This is a genomic window from Nocardioides salarius, from assembly GCF_016907435.1.
Taxonomy (GTDB): Bacteria; Actinomycetota; Actinomycetes; order Propionibacteriales; family Nocardioidaceae; genus Nocardioides; species Nocardioides salarius.
This window is the reverse complement of sequence record NZ_JAFBBZ010000001.1, coordinates 3,704,840-3,722,807: the sequence shown is the minus strand read 5'-3', so window position 1 is coordinate 3,722,807 and position 17,968 is coordinate 3,704,840. Positions and strand designations below refer to the sequence as shown.

Annotated in this window: 15 protein-coding genes and 1 tRNA gene; 7 read left to right on the top strand and 9 right to left on the bottom strand. The window is 75.2% G+C overall.

The annotated features are described in order from the left end of the window. Positions 1-76: 76 nt before the first annotated feature. Positions 77-1,348 carry a DUF445 domain-containing protein gene (locus JOE61_RS17850; RefSeq protein WP_193667578.1) on the bottom strand — a complete coding sequence of 424 codons (1,272 nt, stop codon included), beginning with the start codon at positions 1,346-1,348 and terminating at the stop codon, positions 77-79. A 47-nt stretch (positions 1,349-1,395) separates the two neighbouring features. On the opposite strand from JOE61_RS17850, the gene JOE61_RS17845 reads away from it, so the two are divergent. The 3 genes from JOE61_RS17845 to JOE61_RS17835 all read left to right on the top strand — a co-directional run bounded on the left by JOE61_RS17845 (position 1,396) and on the right by JOE61_RS17835 (position 5,508). Beyond that, positions 1,396-1,812, top strand: a complete 417-nt coding sequence (locus tag JOE61_RS17845; protein WP_193667579.1) for an FAD synthase family protein — start codon at positions 1,396-1,398, stop codon at positions 1,810-1,812. Between the two features lie 95 nt (positions 1,813-1,907). Further along, entirely contained in the window at positions 1,908-3,530 is a 1,623-nt protein-coding gene (locus JOE61_RS17840) for an MXAN_6640 family putative metalloprotease (RefSeq protein ID WP_193667580.1), read from the top strand. A gap of 826 nt (positions 3,531-4,356) precedes the next feature. Further along, a complete protein-coding gene (locus JOE61_RS17835) occupies positions 4,357-5,508 on the top strand; it encodes an ArsO family NAD(P)H-dependent flavin-containing monooxygenase (RefSeq protein WP_307823084.1) in 1,152 nt (383 codons plus the stop codon). Here JOE61_RS17835 and JOE61_RS17830 read toward each other — a convergent pair. The 7 genes from JOE61_RS17830 to JOE61_RS22775 are packed head-to-tail and all read right to left on the bottom strand — an operon-like array spanning position 5,494 to position 12,901. After that, complete coding sequence (locus JOE61_RS17830) at positions 5,494-5,952, bottom strand: arsenate-mycothiol transferase ArsC (protein WP_193667582.1); 459 nt, start codon at positions 5,950-5,952, stop codon at positions 5,494-5,496. The two genes, JOE61_RS17835 and JOE61_RS17830, sit on opposite strands and share 15 nt — an antisense overlap. Next, a complete protein-coding gene (locus tag JOE61_RS17825; RefSeq protein ID WP_193667583.1) occupies positions 5,949-6,692 on the bottom strand; it encodes an arsenate reductase/protein-tyrosine-phosphatase family protein in 744 nt (247 codons plus the stop codon). Before JOE61_RS17825 ends, JOE61_RS17830 begins: the two co-directional genes overlap by 4 nt. A gap of 20 nt (positions 6,693-6,712) precedes the next feature. Then, positions 6,713-7,720: a selenide, water dikinase SelD gene (selD, locus tag JOE61_RS17820; RefSeq protein ID WP_193667584.1), complete on the bottom strand. Its 1,008-nt coding sequence runs from the start codon at positions 7,718-7,720 to the stop codon at positions 6,713-6,715. Then, positions 7,717-8,670, bottom strand: coding sequence for an NrfD/PsrC family molybdoenzyme membrane anchor subunit (gene nrfD, locus JOE61_RS17815; RefSeq protein WP_193667585.1), 954 nt, complete (start codon positions 8,668-8,670; stop codon positions 7,717-7,719). The genes selD and nrfD overlap by 4 nt, the downstream gene beginning before the upstream one ends. Continuing rightward, a complete protein-coding gene (locus tag JOE61_RS17810) occupies positions 8,667-9,641 on the bottom strand; it encodes a 4Fe-4S dicluster domain-containing protein (protein ID WP_307823083.1) in 975 nt (324 codons plus the stop codon). Before JOE61_RS17810 ends, nrfD begins: the two co-directional genes overlap by 4 nt. Then, complete coding sequence (gene fdh, locus JOE61_RS17805) at positions 9,638-12,328, bottom strand: formate dehydrogenase (RefSeq protein WP_193667586.1); 2,691 nt, start codon at positions 12,326-12,328, stop codon at positions 9,638-9,640. The genes JOE61_RS17810 and fdh overlap by 4 nt, the downstream gene beginning before the upstream one ends. A 12-nt stretch (positions 12,329-12,340) precedes the next feature. Then, on the bottom strand, positions 12,341-12,901 hold the full coding sequence (locus JOE61_RS22775; protein WP_193667587.1) for a dehydrogenase: 561 nt from the start codon (positions 12,899-12,901) through the stop codon (positions 12,341-12,343). 110 nt (positions 12,902-13,011) lie between these two features. Here JOE61_RS22775 and JOE61_RS17795 point away from each other — a divergent pair. From JOE61_RS17795 to JOE61_RS17780, 4 genes are all read left to right on the top strand, one after another. Next, positions 13,012-13,106, top strand: a tRNA-Sec gene (locus JOE61_RS17795). A 33-nt stretch (positions 13,107-13,139) separates the two neighbouring features. Next, positions 13,140-14,444 carry an L-seryl-tRNA(Sec) selenium transferase gene (selA, locus tag JOE61_RS17790; protein ID WP_193667588.1) on the top strand — a complete coding sequence of 435 codons (1,305 nt, stop codon included), beginning with the start codon at positions 13,140-13,142 and terminating at the stop codon, positions 14,442-14,444. Continuing rightward, positions 14,445-16,229 carry a selenocysteine-specific translation elongation factor gene (locus JOE61_RS17785; RefSeq protein ID WP_193667589.1) on the top strand — a complete coding sequence of 595 codons (1,785 nt, stop codon included), beginning with the start codon at positions 14,445-14,447 and terminating at the stop codon, positions 16,227-16,229. Positions 16,230-16,377: 148 nt separating this feature from the next. Then, the gene (locus tag JOE61_RS17780; protein WP_307823082.1) at positions 16,378-17,283 is read left to right on the top strand and encodes an SGNH/GDSL hydrolase family protein; all 906 of its coding nucleotides are present in this window, start codon (positions 16,378-16,380) and stop codon (positions 17,281-17,283) included. Between the two features lie 44 nt (positions 17,284-17,327). Here JOE61_RS17780 and JOE61_RS22740 read toward each other — a convergent pair whose 3' ends face one another. Beyond that, entirely contained in the window at positions 17,328-17,630 is a 303-nt protein-coding gene (locus JOE61_RS22740; protein ID WP_227491363.1) for a M15 family metallopeptidase, read from the bottom strand. Positions 17,631-17,968: the final 338 nt, after the last annotated feature.

Sequence of the window (17,968 nt, the reverse complement as noted above, 5' to 3'; positions counted from 1 at the left end):
GACCCTAGCGACGTACCCGCATGTCACGCTCGGCAGGAACTCGCGCCGGCTCGCGAGGAACTCGCGCCGGCTCGGGTCAGGGCAGCAGCACGTCGAGGGTGTGGATCAGCACGCCGACCAGCCCGCCGACGATGGTGCCGTTGATCCGGATGAACTGCAGGTCGCGGCCCACGTGCAGCTCGATGCGCTCGGCGGCCTCGCGGCCGTCCCAGCGCTCGATGGTGTGGGTGATGACGGCAGTGACCTCCTGGCCGTAGCGCTCGACGACGAAGACGGCGGCGTCGGCGGCGCCGGCGTCGAGGCCGGCGCGCAGGTCGGGCTCGGTGACCAGGCGGTGGGCGAACCGGTCGACCTCGGTCTGCAGCCGCTCGCGCACCGCTCCGCGGGGGTCGCCGAGCGACTCGGTCAGGGCCCGGCGCAGGGCGTCCCACAGCGCGATGGCGGTCGCGATCACCTGCGGCTGGTCGAGCAGGCGGTCCTTGAGCGCCTCGGCCCGCTCGCGGGTGCCGGGGTCCTCCAGCAGGTCGTGCGAGAGCTGGCGCAGCATCGAGTCGAGCGCGGCCCGGGCGCGGTGGCGCGGGTCGTCGCGGATGTCGGAGACCCAGCGCACCAGCTCGAGGTGGATGCGCGAGGTGACCCGCTCGTTGACGCTCTGCGGGGCCCACCACGGCGCCCGCTCCCCCAGCACCTCGGCGACGGTGTCGGGGTTGTCGACCAGCCACCCGTGCAGCTCGTCGAGCACCAGGTCGATCACCCCGTGGTGCAGGTCGTCGCGCATCGCCTCGGCCAGCAGGTTGCCCAGCAGCGGCGAGATCGGCTCCTCGCGGAAGCGCGGCACCAGCGCGTCCTCGACCAGGCTGCGCACGTGCTCGTCGCGCACCTTGGCCAACCCGGTGGCGACCACCTCGGCCACCTCGTCGACCACCCGCCGCGAGTGCTCGGGCTTGGAGAGCCAGGCGCCGACCCGGGCCGCGACCTGGGCGGCGCCGACGCGCTCGCGCACGACGTCCTCCTGCAGGAAGTTCTCGCCGACGAACTCCTGCAGGCCGCGGCCCAGGTCGTCCTTGCGGCGCGGGATCAGCGCCGTGTGCGGGATCGGGATGCCCAGGGGGTGCCGGAACAGCGCAGTCACCGCGAACCAGTCGGCGATCGCGCCCACCATCGACGCCTCGGCGCCGGCGTTGACGAACCCCCAGAAGCCGTCGGCGCCACGGGTCAGGGCGTAGACGACGGCCGCCAGGAGCAGCAGCCCCAGCGCCACGCTGCGCATGCGGCGCAGCGCGCGACGGCGTACGTCGTCCTGCGTGGTGTCGGTGCGAGGGGCCGGGGCCGCGGTCTGGGTGCTCATCAAGGCCAGATTCTCGCGCACGGGTGTCTGGTGCGAGACTTCGCGGCATGTCGGCACCCTCATCCACGGCCCGCACCGTGATCACCTTCGGGACCTTCGACGTCTTCCACGTCGGGCACCTGCGCGTCATCGAGCGCGCCGCGGCCCTCGGCGACCGGCTCGTGGTGGGCGTCTCCGCCGACGAGCTGAACATGCGCAAGAAGGGTCGCGAGCCTGTCTTCAGCGAGGGCGAGCGGATGGCGATCGTGGCCGCGCTCAAGCCGGTGCACGCCGTCTTCCTGGAGGAGAGCCTCGAGCTCAAGCGCGACTACATCCTCGAGCACGGCGCCGACGTGCTGGTGATGGGCGACGACTGGGAGGGCCGCTTCGACGAGTTCCGCGACATCTGCGACGTCGTCTACCTGCCGCGCACCCCCGCCATCTCGACGACCGCGCTGATCGAGAAGATCTCCGCGACCGGCTGACCGGCGCGTCCGGCCGGCCGTGGGCGCCGGGGCGGTGCAAGGTGGTCCAGACCTCCCGCGGGCCCCAGACGCAGGCCCCCGACGCTAGGACCACGATGCGCCGCAGACCCGCCGCCCCGCCCCGCCGCCGCACGACCGCGGCGGCGCTCGCCGTCGCCATCGCCGCCGCCCTGCTCACGAGCACGGCCGGCGCCTCCACCCCCGGGCCCGACCTCTCCGACGTCCCGGCCCTCCCCGCCGGCCCGGGTGAGACGGGCGACCCGGGCGACGACCCGCAGCAGGCGCTCGCCGCCGCCCGCGAGGCGCTCGGCCTGGCCGGCTCCGCGCAGGGGCGCGGCCCGGGACAGGCCGTCGGCGAGGCCCGCGAGGCGACCCTGGCGCTGCGCGACCTGCAGGTCGCGCTGCCCCGTCTCGCCGACGACGAGCGCGACCTGGGCGAGGCGCTGCTGGCCCGGCCCACCGACGGCGACGCCGACCCGGTCGGCCAGGGCTACGCCAGCCGCTCGAAGCGGATCTGCGGCGACCACGTGTGCGTCCACTACGTGACCAAGGGCGCCGACAAGCCCTCCAGCCAGGCGTGGGTGCGCACCACGCTCGCGGTGATGGAGCGGGTGTGGGACTTCGAGACCGGCCGGCTCGGCTACCGCACCCCGGTCAGCGACCGCTCCCTGCCGAAGCGGGAGAACGGCGGCAACGGCAAGTTCGACGTCTACCTCAAGGAGCTCAGCGGCCAGCGCCTCTACGGCTACTGCTCCCCCGAGTACCTCGTCAAGGGCAACAAGCGCCTGGCCAACGGCTACTGCGTGCTCGACGACGACTTCGCCCGCTCCGAGTACGGCCGCAAGCCCAAGGACACGCTGCGCGTCACCGCCGCCCACGAGTTCTTCCACGCGATCCAGTTCAACTACGACTACCGCGAGGACCGCTGGCTGATGGAGTCGACCGCGACGTGGGTCGAGGAGCGCTTCGCCGACGACGTGAACGACAACCGGCAGTACCTGCCCGTGGGCCAGGTGCGGGTGCCCGACGCGCCCCTCGACGTCTTCAGCACCACCTTCGGGCGCCACTACGGCAACTGGGCGTGGTGGGAGCACCTGAGCCAGCGCCACGGCAACGCCCTCGTGGCGAAGGTGTGGAAGCAGGCGGGACAGTTCCGCGGCGCCGGGCGCGACTACTCGACCAAGGCCCTGACCAGGGTGCTGCGGTCGAAGGGCGGCTTCAGCCGCGAGTACACCCGCTTCGTCGCCGCCAACCTCGACACCCGCGCGTCGTACGCCGAGGGCCGGCACTGGCCCAGCCCCACCCGGGCGGCCAGCGCGCGGCTGACCAAGGACTCGCCCACCGCGACCCGGCGCACCGCGGTCGACCACATGGCCGCCAAGCACGTCGACCTGAGCCCCGCCGCGGCCCTCAAGGGGCGCAGGTGGCGCCTGCGGCTGGTGCTGGACGGGCCGGGCTCGGCCTCACGGCCGATGGCCGCGGTGACCGTGACCACCACGAAGGGAGCCGGCACGCAGCGGATCCTCAGCTTCGACGACGACGGCCGGGCCAGCACCTCGGTGCCGTTCTCGGCCTCCACGGTGGAGTCGGTCACCGTCTCGTTCGTCAACACCTCGACGAGCTTCGACTGCCACGAGGACAAGCCCTACTCGTGCTCGGGCGTGGCCAGGCACGACGAGAAGCCGTTCCGCGTCGTGGCCAAGGCCTTCCGCCGCTGAGCCGCGGACCTGCTCGACCTGCTTGAACTGGTCGAGCTGCTTGACCTGCTTGAACTGGTCGAGCTGCTCGACCTGGTCCCCGAAGGGGCGGTCGGCGACCTCGCCCAGGGTGTCGACCACCCGGACCACGGTGGCGCCGGCCGGCTGCGACAGCCCGCCGGTGAGCTCGTCGAGGCTCTGGGTGACCGCGGCGGCCACGGGGTCGAGCAGCGAGGAGACCGGCCCCTCGCCTCCGCCGCCCGGCGGGGTGCCGGGGTTGCCGGGCGGGGTGCTGGGCGGGGTGCTGGGCGGGCTGGGCGCGGGACCCTGCGGGCCGCGAGGTCCGGATGCCGAGGGCGCCGGCTGGGCGACGGGCTGGGCGACGGACTGGGTGACGGGCTCGGCCGGCGTGGCCCCGGGCTGGGCCACGGGCGCCGCGGGCTGGCCCTCGGCCCGGTCGGTGGCCTCGGGGGCCGGGCGCCGGGACAGGGGGCCGGGGGCCTCGGGCCGCAGCTGCGCGCCCGTCAGGACCCGCTGCTGGGCGGCCAGCACCGGCTTCTCGGCGCCCAGGTCGGGCAGCACGTCGACCAGGGTCGTGGTCACCACCAGCGCCGCGACGAAGGAGCCCGCGCCGACCAGCAGGCCGGCGTAGCCCAGGCGCACGTCGCGGTCGCGCCGGGTCACCACCCTGCGCCTGCGCACCACCACTGCCACCACCTCGTCGTCACGTGTCTGAGCCGGAGGCTACTGACGCCGAGCCGCGCGCGCAGCCCCCGGGGGCCAACGATGTCCGGGAGGGCCAGGGGAAATGACCGAAAGGACGACGGCGCTGTCTAGGGTCGGGCGGGTGAGCGAGCGCCGGGGCACCGACCCCCAGGTCGACGTGTGCGTCATCGGGGCCGGGCAGGCCGGGCTGGCGGCCGGGTTCTACCTGCAGCGGGCCGACCGCGAGCGGCGCCGGCGCGGCGACCGCGCGCTGTCGTGGGTGGTCCTCGACGCGCACGACCGGCCGGGTGGCTCCTGGCCCGAGACGTGGCCGAGCCTGCGGCTCTTCTCCCCCGCCGCCTACAGCTCGCTGCCCGGCTGGCCGATGCCGCGCTGGAGCGGCGAGGACAACCCGCCCGCCTCCCACGTGGTCGCCTACCTGCGCGACTACGAGCAGCGCTACGGCCTCGACGTGCGCCGCCCGGTGCGGGTCCACGAGGTGCGCCGCGACCACGGCGAGCGGCTGCGGGTGCGCACCGACCACGGCGACTGGTCGGCCCGCTCGGTGATCAGCGCCACCGGCACGCAGTCGCGGCCCTTCGTGCCGGCCGTGCCCGGCGCCGACGAGTTCGAGGGCACCCAGGTGCACACCGCCGGCTACCGCGGCCCCACGGCGTACGCCGGGCAGCGCGTGCTGGTCGTCGGTGGCGCGAACTCCGCGGCCCAGGTCGCCGCCGACCTGCTGCCGAGCGTCGAGCGGCTGCACTGGGCGGCGCTGCGCCCGCCGCGCTACCTGCCCGACCACGTCGACGGGCGGGTGCTCTTCGAGACCGCCACCCAGGCGGTGCGCGACCGGGCCGCCGGCCGGCCGGCCCGGAGCGTGGCCTCGCTCGGCGACATCGTCGCCGTGCCCGCGGTCCGCGAGGCGCGCGACCGGGGCGGGCTGCGTGCGGTGCCGATGGTCGAGCGGCTGACCCGCCCCGGCGCGCGCTGGCCCGACGGGCACGAGGAGCCGCTCGACGCGGTGGTGTGGGCCACCGGCTTCCGGCCGGCGCTGGGTCACATGCGCTCCCTGGGCCTGGCCTCCGCCGACGGTCACCTGCTCACCGAGGCGCCGGCGGGCGGCACGATGCCGGTGCAGGCGGCCGGGGAGCCCCGCGTGCTGCTGCTGGGGTACGGCGACTGGTGCGGGCCGGCGTCGGCGACGCTGGTCGGCGCGGGTCGCCCCGCGCGGGAGTCCGTGGCCGCGGTCGAGGCCCTGGTCGACCGGTCCGCCGGCTCAGGCGAGGACTGAGGGCCCCAGGTCGAGGTCGGGCACCAGCTCGACGAGCAGCCCGCGGACCCGCTCGTCGAGGTCGGCCACGATCGCGCGCACGGTCTCGGGGTCCTGCCCGCCCGGGTCGGCGACCGGCCAGTCGACGTACCGCACGCCGGGCACGTAGGGGCACTCCTCGCCGCAGCCCAGCGTGATGGCCATGGTGCTGGCGGCGATGGTCTCGCGGGTGAGCCGGGTCGGCACCTCCTGCGAGGTGTCGAGGCCGAGCCGCTCGAGGGCGTCGGCGACCTCGGGGTGGATGTGCTCGCCGGGCTGGGTGCCGGCCGAGAGCGCGCTGACCCGGCCCTGCGCGTAGTGCTCGGTCAGCACCCGGCTGATCACGGAGCGGCCGCCGTTGCGCACGCAGGCGAAGACGACCTGCGGGACGTCGGCGTGGCCGGAGTGGTCGGTGGTGCTGGTCATGCGTTCTCCTCGGGGTGGTGGGGCTCCGGGCCTTGCTGGGGGCTCGTCCGGGGGCTCATCCGGGTGGCCAGCAGGGCGACGCGGCGCTCGATCTCGGTGGCGGCGTCGTCGAAGGCGTCGTCGGTGCCAACGGGCACCGGGTCGGGCACCGACCAGTGCGGGCCCAGGGGCTCGCGGCCGGCGAGCTCCTCGTGGGCCCGGTCGCAGACGGTGACCAGCAGGTCGCCGTCGGCGGCGACGTCGGCGAGCCGCACCGGGGAGCCGGCCAGGTGCAGGCCGCGGCGCTGGGCGACCGCTCGGGCACCGGGGGCGACCTGGTCGGCGGGGTGGGTGCCCGCCGAGACGCCCGGCACCGTCGCCGCGCTGTTCCACAGCGCCGCCGCCAGCTGGGAGCGCGCGGAGTTGGCGGTGCACACGAAGACCACCCGCCGCGCGGCCAGGGCCTCCTGGGCGTCCGAGCCGGTGACCAGGAGCGCGTCGAGGGCGCCGGGCAGCAGGGTCACGTAGCTGCGCCGCCGGTCGGCCTGCGAGGGGTGGCGGCGCACGAGCCCGGCGCGCTCGAGCACCCCGAGGTGGTGGGCCAGCAGGTTCGAGCTCAGCCCGAGCGCCGCCCGCAGCTCCCCGGGCGAGGCGTCGCCCAGGCTCAGCAGGTCGACGACGCGCAGCCGCGCCTCGTCGGCCAGCGCCGCGTGCCGGGCCACCCGCACCGCGAGCGCCTCCCCATTCGCCTCAACATCCATTGAGGCTATTCAACCAGATGTCAGCGCACGGTGATGCGGGTGCCCTCCCCGGCACGGGCCACGACCTCGCCCACCACCGGGTGGCCGGGCAGCTCACCGGCGACCAGCAGGCCCCCGGAGGTCTGCGCGTCGGCCAGCAGCACCAGCTCGTCCTCGTCGACCCCGGCATCGAGGTGGGGGCGCACCCAGTCGAGGTTGCGGCGGCTGCCGCCCGGCACGAACCCGGCGGCGTACGACGCCCGCGCCGGCTCGAGGTAGGGCACGGCCGCGGCGTCGACCACCGCGTCCACCCCGCTGGCCCGGCACATCTTGTAGAGGTGGCCCAGCAGCCCGAAGCCGGTGACGTCGGTGGCGGCGGTGTGGCCCGCGACCAGCGCGGCGCGCGAGGCGTCGCGGTTGAGCGCGGTCATCACCGCGACCGCCTCCTCGAAGACCTCGCCGGTCGCCTTGTGGCGGTTGTTGAGCACCCCGAGGCCCAGCGGCTTGGTCAGCGTCAGCGGGGTGCCGGGCGCCGCGGCGTCGTTGCGCAGCAGCCGGGACGGGTCGGCGGTGCCGGTCACGGCCAGGCCGTACTTGGGCTCCGGGTCGTCGATGCTGTGCCCGCCGGCGAGCAGGCAACCGGCCTCGGCACAGGTCGCCGCTCCCCCGCGCAGCACCTCGGCGGCCACCTCGAAGGGGATCCGGTCGCGCGGCCAGGCCAGCAGGTTGACCGCGACCAGCGGCTCCCCGCCCATCGCGTAGACGTCGGAGAGCGCGTTGGCGGCCGCGATCCGCCCCCAGTCGTAGGGGTCGTCGACGACCGGGGTGAAGAAGTCGGTGGTCAGCACCACGGCGCGGTCGGCGTCGAGGCGCACCACCGCTCCGTCGTCACCGTGCTCGAGCCCGACCAGCAGGTCGGCGCCGGCGGCCACCGGCAGCCCGGCCAGCACGCGTTCGAGCTCGCCGGGCGGCACCTTGCAGGCGCAGCCGCCCCCGGAGGCGTGCTGGGTCAGTCGGAGGGTGTCTTGCGGAGTCGTCTCACCGGTCACACGCACACAGTGCCCGATCCCTGGCGACGCGCCTCCTCCTCTCGGGCGCGAATGCGCTCTCGCTGCGGCACCACGACGTACTTGGGGTCGCGCGCGGACTCCTTGCCGGCCTCGAAGACCGCGAAGCGCAGCGCCAGCGAGCCGGCGGAGTACGACGCCCCGGCCACCCGGCGCAGCCACGGACGACGCTGCCCGAGCGCGCTCAGCCCCAGCCCGGTGACGGTCAGGGCGCGCGAGAGCTTGGTCAGCTTGCCGGCCAGTCCCTTCTCGTAGGGCTCGGCGAGCATGCCGAGCCGCTGCTCCATCACGCGGCCGATGCCGAGCTCGGCGACCGCGCCGACACCCGCCATCCGCACCGCGGGGCCGCTCTCGGCCGCGGGAGCCAGCATCATGGCGGTGCCGCCCGCCGCGGCGGCCGCGGAGCTGCCGAAGACGAACGGCAGCTCGCGGTGCGCCTCGTGCCAGACCGGGATCGCGGTGTTGGAGAACAGCGCGGCGGTGTAGGTGGCCAGGGGCGGGCCGAACACGGCGGCCCCGGCCCCGGCCAGGCGGCCCAGGCGGGGCGCCACCCCGGTCACGTTCGAGGCCGCGGCGGCGCCGGCGAGGGTGCTGAACGGCGCGAGGATGTAGGAGCCGACCGACAGGGGCGAGGTCGGCTTGAAGACCCGCAGCATGTTGAGGAACCGCTCGGGGCGGCCCAGGTCGTGCACCAGCGCGACGGTGCCGATCGCGGCGCCGGTGGCCGCGGTCAGCCGGGTGACCCGCTCGAGGCCCGGGCGTCCGCTGAGCGCCGCTCCCTCGGCCAGCAGCGACGAGCCGCCGGCGATGCCACCGATCCACAGGTAGATCGGGACGTCGGGGGTCTTCCAGGTCGGTTCCTTGAGGATCGGGCGCCCGTAGTAGGACTGGAACTCCGGCTCCGGCACCATCGACTGCTCGCCACGCTTCATCGGCGCCTCCCCAGGAAGGACGCGGCGCCGAGACCGGCCAGGGCCAGCGCACCGGCCCCGACGTGGCGCCACATCGAGCCCAGGTCGCGCGTGGTCACCACCGGGTCGGGCGGCAGGCCGTAGACCTCCGGCTCGTCGAGCAGCAGGAAGAACGCCCCGTCGCCGCCCACCCCGTCGTCGGGGTCGGCGCCGTAGAGCCGGGCCACGTCGACGCCCTGGTCGTGCAGCTGCTCGACCCGGGCGTCCGCGCGCTCGCGCAGCTCGTCGAGGTCGCCGAACTGGATCGACTCGGTCGGGCAGGCCTGTGCGCAGGCGGGCGTCTGGCCCTCCTTGAGCCGGTCGTAGCACAGCGTGCACTTGAAGGCGCGCCCGTCGGGCTTGCGCTGGTCGATGACGCCGTAGGGGCAGGCCGGCACGCAGTAGCCGCAGCCGTTGCAGATGTCCTCCTGCACCACCACGGTGCCGAACTCGGTGCGGAACAGCGAGCCGGTCGGGCAGACGTCGAGGCAGGCGGCGTGCGTGCAGTGCTTGCACACGTCGGACGACATCAGCCACCGCACCCCGCTGTCGCCGGAGGCCGCGCCCTGCGGGTCGCCGTCGACGAGGTCCTCGCCCAGCGTCACCTCGCGCTCCCAGCCGGGTGGCTTGCTGCCCGGCATCCCCAGGTCGGTGGGCGGCGCCCCCGTCGAGGGCGCTCCCACCGGCTGCTCGATGAAGGCGACGTGGCGCCAGGTGCTGGCGCCGAGCTGCTGGGTGTTGTCGTAGGACATCCCGGTCAGCAGGTAGCCGTCGTCGGGCACCTGGTTCCACTCCTTGCACGCCACCTCGCAGGCCTTGCAGCCGATGCACACCGAGGTGTCGGTGAAGAAGCCCTTGCGGGGCGGGTGCTCCTCGTAGCCCGCGTTCTCGCTGGGGTCGTCGAGGCGTCCCCACAGGGACTCGGGGGACAGGAACTCGCTGAGCCTGCTCACGTGTCGGTGCCTCCGTCGGTGGGGTGGTCCAGGTCGACGCCGGCGCGCCTGCGGTAGTCGTCGACGTACGCCGTCAGGTCGGCGCCGCGCGGGCGGCGGCCGGGGCGGATGTCGCAGGTGCCGACCTTGTCCTGGATCGAGACGTTGGGGTCCATCGTCACGTTGACCAGGTCGTTGGGCGAGTCGCCCTTCGAGATGCCGTTGACGCCCCAGTGGTAGGGCAGGCCGACCTGCTCGACCCACTGCTCACCCAGCCGCAGCGAGCGCAGCCGCTCGGTCACCAGCACCCGTGCCTCGATGGCGGTGCGGGCGGTCACGATGGTCACCCACTGGCCGTGCTCGAGGCCGCGCTCGGCGGCCAGGCGCGGGGAGACCTCGCAGAACGGCTCGGGCTGCAGCTCGGTGAGGTAGGGCAGGGTCCGGCTCATCGCCCCCGTCGTGTGGTGCTCGGTGAGCCGGTAGGTGGTGAACACGTAGGGGAACACCTCCGAGAAGCTCGGGTTGATCGGGTTCGACGGGGTCGAGAGCTGCTTGCGCCCGGGGTTGTTCTGCTGGGCGTAGACCGGGTTGTGCACCGGCGACTCGGGCGGCTCGTAGTGCGCCGGCAGCGGACCGTCGGCGACCCCGACCGGGGCGAAGAGCCAGCCCTTGCCGTCGGTCTGCATCACGAACGGGTCCTGGCCGCCGATGGCGTCGGGACCCTTCGCGCCGTCCTCCGGCACGTGGTCGGGCGCCCGGTCCACGACGAAGTCGGGCACGTCGGAGCCGGTCCAGCGACCCTGCCCGGCGTCCCACCACACGTAGCGCTTGCGCTCGCTCCAGGGGGTGCCGTCGGGGGCGGCCGAGGCCCGGTTGTAGAGGATGCGCCGGTTGGCGGGCCACACCCAGCCCCACTCGGAGGCCACCTGGTCCTGCTCCCAGTGCGGCTTGCGCCGCCGGGCCTGGTTGACCCCGTCGGCGAAGACGCCGCAGTAGATCCAGCAGCCGCAGGAGGTCGACCCGTCGGCCTTCAGCTCGGTGTAGGACGAGAGCGGTGCCCCGTCGGGCCCGGTGCCGTTGATCTCCCGCAGCACCGCCTCGGCGTCGGGCTCGCCGTGCTCGTCGACCGGGTAGTCCCAGGCCAGGTCGAGCAGTGGACGGTCCATCTCGTCGGTGGAGCCGGCGAGCTTCTCGCGGATCCGGTTGCCGAGGTCGACGTAGAACTCCAGCTCGCTCTGGCAGTCGCCCGGCGGCTGGACCGCCTGGTCGCGCCACTGCAGCATCCGCTGGGTCTGGGTGAACGAGCCGGCCTTCTCGACGTGGTTGGCCGCGGGCAGGAAGAAGACCTCGGTGCCGATCTCCTCGGTGACCAGCTCGCCGGTCTCGATCTCGGGGCCGTTCTTCCAGAAGTCCGCGGACTCGATCATCTGCAGGTCGCGCACGACCAGCCAGTCGAGGTTGGCCATCCCCAGGCGCTGCATCTTGCCGTTGGCCGAGCCCACGGCGGGGTTCTCCCCCACCAGGAAGTAGCCCTTGACCCTGCCCTCGATCTGCCCCTTGACCGTGCTGTACGTCGAGTGGTCGCCGGTCAGGCGCGGCAGGTAGTCGAAGCAGAAGTCGTTCTCGGGCGTGGCCGCGTCGCCCCAGTAGGACTTGAGCAGGCTGACGGCGTAGGAGCGGATGTTGCCCCAGAAGCCCGCCTTGCCCTCGTCGGCACGCACCCACTCGTCGAGGCTCTGGTGGTGGTCGGCCAGCGGCATCGGCAGGTAGCCCGGCAGGATGTTGAACAGCGTCGGGATGTCGGTGGAGCCCTGGATGCTGGCGTGCCCGCGCAGCGCCAGGATCCCGCCGCCCGGACGCCCGATGTTGCCCAGCAGCAGCTGCAGGATCGAGGCGGTCCGGATCATCTGGGCGCCGGTGCTGTGGTGGGTCCAGCCCACGGCGTACGCGAACGCGGTGGTGCGCTCGCGACCGCTGTTGGTGGTCAGGGCCTCGGCCACCTGGCGCAGCTGCTCGGGCCGGATGCCGCAGGCCTGCTCGACCATCTCGGGGGTGTAGCGCGCGAAGTGCCGCTTGAGGATCTGGAAGACGCAGCGCGGGTGCTGCAGCGTCTCGTCACGCAGCCCCTTCCAGTTGACCGGCGCTCCTCCCGAGCCGTGGCTCTCGGAGCGGGCAGCCTGGTGCGAGCGCTTGGCGTCGTCACCGGTCGCGGCCGCGTCGGCCTCCTCGCGCAGCTCGCGGTCGCGCTGGCGCTCCTCCTCGTTCATCTCCTCGGGCGGCTCGTAGCGCCACGAGATCGGGTCGTACTGCCCGGTCTCGGGGTCGAAGCCGGAGAACAGCCCGTCGAGGTCGTCGGGGCCCTGGTAGTCGGCGTCGATGACGTTGGCGGCGTTGGTGTAGGCCACGACGTACTCACGGAAGTCGAGGTCGTTGCTCAGCACGTGGTTGACCAGCCCGCCCAGGAAGGCGATGTCGCTGCCCGCGCGGATCGGGACGTGCAGGTCGGAGACCGCCGAGGTGCGCGTGAACCGGGGGTCGACGTGGATGACCGTCGCGCCCCGGCGCTTGGCCTCCATCACCCACTGGAAGCCCACCGGGTGGGCCTCCGCCATGTTGGAGCCCTCGATGAGGATGCAGTCAGCGTTCTGCAGGTCCTGCAAGCTGGTGGTAGCCCCACCACGGCCGAACGAGGTACCCAGACCGGGCACCGTGGAGGAGTGTCAAATACGGGCCTGGTTCTCGATCTGTATCGCCCCCATGGCCGTGTACAGCTTCTTCATGAGGTAGTTCTCCTCGTTGTCGAGGGCTGCCCCTCCGAGGCTGGCGATGCCGAGGGTGCGGCGCGTGCGCCGCCCCTCCTCGTCCTCCCACTGCCAGAACTGCTTGCGGGTGGCGATGACGCGGTCGGCGATCATGTCGAGCGCGGTCTCGCGGTCGAGGTCCTCCCACTCGGTGCCGTGCGGGCGGCGGTAGCGGACCTTGGTGACCCGGCTGGACGAGGTGACCAGCTGCTTGCTGGCGCTGCCCTTGGGGCACAGCCGCCCCCGCGAGATCGGGCTCGCCGCGGAACCCTCGATCTGCACGACCTTCTCGTCCTTGACGAAGACCTTCTGGGCGCAGCCCACGGCGCAGAACGGGCAGACCGAGTCGACGACCCGGTCGGCCTGCACGGTGCGCGGCTCCAGGGTGCGGCTGCGCTGCGACATCGCCGCCGCCCCGCGGCCCAGCTTGTCTCGACCGAGGACCTGCCGCACCAGCGGCCACCCGAGGAACTGCTCCATGGGCTGCACCCTGCCGCACCGCCTACCCGGTTGCCAGCACCCGAGGGGGTGGGGCGTGGCGGGCCCGGGGGTGGGACGGGGGCGAGACGACTCCGGGCTATGTTGAGCACGGAGGCGTACCTCGTCTGGTGACGGGCGCGGCCCTCAAAGCCGTTGTGACCGGGCATCCCGGTCAGGCGGGTTCGATTCCCGTCCGCCTCCGCCAGCTCTGCCCAGCAACCGTCGCCGGAGGACCCCCGTGGAGGACGCCCGCCGCCGGGTCCCGCGCACCGACACCGTGCTGGGCGACCCGGCCCTGGCGCCGACCCTGGAGCGGCTGGGCCGGGCGCGGGTGAAGGCCGCGGTCGCCGAGGCCCAGACGGCCTGCCGCGAGGCCCGCCTGGCGCCCGACGAGGTGGTGGCCGCGGTGCTCGCCGCGCTGCCGGCCGCGCCGGTGTCGATGCGACGCGTGCTCAACGCCACCGGCGTGGTGGTGCACACCAACCTGGGCCGGGCACCGCTGTCGGCGGCCGCCGTCGACGCCCTGGCGCTGGCGGCCGGTGCAACCGACGTCGAGCTCGACCTCGAGACCGGTCTGCGCGGACGCCGCGGCGCGGCGGCCCTCGCCGCGCTCGCCGCGGCCGTGCCCGACGCCGGCGGGGTGCACGTGGTCAACAACGGCGCCGCTGCCCTGGCGCTTGTGACCTGCGCGCTCGCGGCCGGGCGCGAGGTCGTGGTCTCGCGCGGCGAGCTGGTCGAGATCGGCGACGGCTTCCGCATCCCCGAGCTGATGGAGTCGCTGGGGGCGCGGCTGCGCGAGGTCGGCACCACCAACCGGGTCCGCCGCGAGGACTACGAGCGGGCGGTCACCGACCGCACGGCGTTCGTCCTCAAGGTGCACCCCTCCAACTTCCGCGTCGAGGGCTTCACCTCCGCCGTGCCCGTCGAGGGGCTGCAGGGGCTGGGGGTGCCGGTCGTGGCCGACATCGGGTCGGGGCTGCTCGCCCCGCACCCGCGCCTGCCCGACGAGCCCGACGCCGCCACCACGCTGCGCGCCGGCGCCGACCTGGTCACCGCCTCGGGCGACAAGCTGCTGGGCGGCCCCCAGGCCGGGCTGCTGCTCGGCGAGACCGGGCTCGTCCAACGGCTGCGGCGCCACCCCTTCGCCCGCGCCCTGCGCGTCGACAAGCTGACCCTGGCCGCGCTCGAGGCCACCCTGACCGGGCCGGTGCCCCCGGTCGCGGCCGCGCTGGCCACCCGCCCCGACGAGCTGCTCGAGCGCGCCCGCCGCCTGGCCGCCGCGATCGGCGCGCCGGCCGAGGCCGTGGCCTCGCAGGGCCGTGTCGGCGGCGGGGGCGCGCCCGGGGTGCCGCTGCCCAGCGCCGCCGTCGCGCTGCCGCACCGGCTGGCCGCGCCCCTGCGCCACGGCTCGCCCGCGATCGTGGGCCACGTGCACGAGGGGCGGCTGCTGCTCGACCTGCTGGCGCTGCCGCCCGCCGACGACCACGCCCTCGCCGACGGCGTACGGCGCCTGCTCGCGCACGACGCCGAAGGGGGTCGCTGAGTGCACGTGGTGGCGACCGCGGGCCACGTCGACCACGGCAAGTCGACGCTGGTGCGTGCCCTGACCGGGGCCGACCCCGACCGGCTGGCCGAGGAGAAGCGGCGCGGGCTGACCATCGAGCTGGGCTACGCGTGGATGGACCTGCCGGGCACGGGCGAGGTGGCCTTCGTCGACGTGCCGGGCCACGAGCGCTTCGTGTCCACGATGCTCGCCGGCGTCGGGCCGGTGCCGGTCGCGGTGCTGGTGGTGGCCGCCGACGACCCGTGGATGCCGCAGACCGCCGAGCACCTCGCGGTGCTCGACGCCCTGGGCGTGCGGCACGGCCTGCTGGTGGTCTCGCGCGCCGACCTGGCCGACCCCGCGCCGGCCCTTGCCCGGGCCCACGATGAGCTCGCCCGCACCGGCCTGGCCGGGGTGCCGCACGTCGTGACCCGGGCCGGCGACGAGGCGGGCGTCAGCGCCCTGCGCCAGGAGGTCGGGGCCGCGCTCGCGCGCGTGCTCGCCGGGGTGCCCGCGCCCGACCCGGGCGCCGACGTGCGGCTGTGGGTCGACCGGGTCTTCCACGTGCGCGGCACCGGCACGGTGGTCACCGGCACCCTGCCCGCGGGCACCGCCCGCGAGGGCGACGAGCTGGCGGGGCCGGGCGGGACGGTACGGGTGCGCCGCGTGGAGTCGCTGGGACGCCGGCGCGACGCGGTGAGCGGGGTGGCCCGGGTGGCGCTCGCGCTGGCCGACCGCTCCCCCGGCGCGGTGGCCGCGCTGGGCCGCGGCGACGCGCTCCTGACCCCGGGCGCGTTCCTCGGCGTCGACGTGGTCGACGTCGAGGTCAGCGGCCCCGACCTCGACGCCCTGCCCGAGCGACCGCTGCTGCACGTCGGCTCGGCCCAGCTCGCCGTGCACGCGCGCCCGCTCGCCCCGGGGCTGGCCCGGCTGCGGCTCGACCGGCCGCTGCCGCTGCGCGTGGGCGACCGCGCGGTGCTGCGCTCGACCGGCGACCGGGTCGTGCGCGGCGTGCGCGTGCTCGACCCGCGCCCGCCCTCGCTGCGCCGCCGCGGCGCGGCCCGGGCGCGGGCGGTCGACCTGGCCGGCCTCGACGGGACCACCGCCGCCGACCTGCGGGTGCGCGGCCTGGCCCGCGACGACGACCTGCGCCGGGCCGGGCTCGACCCCGCCGCGGCACCGGCGGGCACGGTGCGCGCCGGCGGCTGGCTGCTCGACCCGGCCCGGGCGGCGGTGGCCCTGGAACTGGCGTCGGCGGCGCTGGCCGAGCCCGCTGCCGCCGACGGGCTGGCGCCCGCCGAGCTCGCGAAGGCCGCCCGCCTGCCCGATCCCGCCCTGCTGGAGCCGGTGCTGGGCGGCACCGGCGCACCGCCGGCCCGCCTGGAGGACGGCCGCTGGCGCACCGGCGCCGCAGGGGCCCCCGACGTCCCCGCCGACCTCGTCCCGGCCCTGGCGCAGCTGCGCGAGGAGCTCGCGTCGGGCCCGTTCGTCGCGCCCGGCGCCGACCGGCTGCGCGAGCTGGGCCTCGACGCCCGGGCCCTGGCCCGCCTCGACCGGGCCGGTGCGGTGCTCCACCTAGGCGGCGGCGTGGTGGTGCGCGCCGGCGCCGACGAGGAGGCGCTGGCGGTGCTCGGCGGTCTCGACCAGCCGTTCCCCGTCACCGCCGCCCGCACCGCCCTGGGCACCAGCCGTCGCGTCGCCCTCGCGCTGCTGGCCCACCTCGACCGCACCGGCCGCACCGTCCGGCTCGCCGACGACACCCGGCGCCTGCGCACCCCCCGCTGACGCGAGCCGGCGCCAGTTCCCCGCGAGCCGGCAACAGTTCCGGCCGTCCGCACCGTGGGCGGGGTGTGGCGCACGCCACTGCACCCGCCTAACCTTCGCGAGCCGTCATCGGCACCCGTGCACCCACCCGCCGCCGCCTGGAGTCTCCGTGTCCCGTCGCCCCGCCCTGCTCGCCGCCGCCGCCCTCGCCCTGGTCGGCACCCTGCTGCCCTCCGGCACCACGGCCGTCGCCGAGCCGGCGACCGCCGAGCGCGTGGGCCTGCGCTACGTCGCGATGGGCGACTCCTACAGCGCCGCGTCGGGGGTGCTGCCGCTCGACCCCGCCGCCCCGGTGCAGTGCCTGCGCTCGCTGCGCAACTACCCGCACGTCCTGGCAGAGGCCGTGGGCGCCCGGCTGAGCGACGTCACCTGCGGCGCCGCCGACACCGGCGACTACCGCGGCTCCCAGTACCCCGGCGTGGCACCCCAGCTCGACGCGCTGAGCCGGCGGACCCGGCTGGTCACGATGACCATCGGCGGCAACGACAGCAGCGTCTTCATCAACTCGATCCTGCAGTGCGGCGCCGCCGGTGTCACCACGCTCGGGCAGGGCAGCCCCTGCAAGGAGCAGTACGGCGACTCCTTCACCGACACCATCCGCGAGACGACCTTCCCGGCGGTCCGCCGGGCGCTGCGCGACGTGCACCGCCGGGCACCCAAGGCCGAGGTCGCCATCCTGGGCTACCCGTGGATCATGCCCCGCCGCGAGGGCTGCTACCCGCTGATGCCCGTGGCCCGTGGCGACGTGCCCTACCTGCGCACCATCCAGCGCACCCTCAACAACGCCGTCAAGCGCGCGGCGAAGGCCACCGGGTCGACGTACGTGAACCTCAACAAGGTCTCCGACGGCCACGACGCCTGCCAGCTGCCGGGCACCCGGTGGGTCGAGCCGGTGCTCGCCGGCACCAACCCGGTCATCGTGCACCCCAACGCGCTCGGCGAGGAGCAGATGGCGGCGCGCACCCTGGCGGTGCTCGGTCTGCCGGGCACGATCACGCCCTCGCCGCTGCCCTGACCGACCCTCCCCGGCGGCCCCCGGCCCCGCCGGGCTCACGGGGCTCACGGCGCGGTGAAGTGCTGGTAGTCGGGCTGGCTCCACGTGCCGCCCCAGGTCCAGCCGATCCGCTCGAAGGCCCGGGTCACCACGTCACCGCGGCGGACCACCCCGGGGGCGACGTCGGCGCCGGGCGCCCGGGAGACCTGCGCGAAGCGGCGTCCCGACGGCGGTCGCACGCCGTCGTCGGTGACGTAGGGGTTCTCACGGGGGTTGATGTCGACCGCGGCGCCGAAGGCGTGCCGCGACCAGCGCTGGGTGCCGGCCACGCGCCGGCAGTTGTAGCCGGAGGTGTTGTCGGCCGCCATCGAGCGGTCGTCGTCGCCACCGTAGGCGTCGACCAGGCGCATCCGGCGGATCGGGAAGCCGGCGTCGTAGAGCTCGCGGAAGACCCCGACGAGGTCGACGGCGTGGTCGCGGTGCACCACGATCTCGCCGGTGCGCGCGCGACCCTCGAGGTCGACGTGGCTGACGGTGAGGTGGCGCAGCCGGTCCAGCGGCACCGGGCAGCGGTCGGGGTCGTGGCTGCGCCGCATCCGGCGGGCCAGGTCGGGCCCGATCCGCCGCACGCTCGCGTCGTACGCCGGCAGCCCGGCCTGCTCGGCGCCGGGCCCGGGCGCGCGGGGCTCCTGGCCCGGCACCGGGT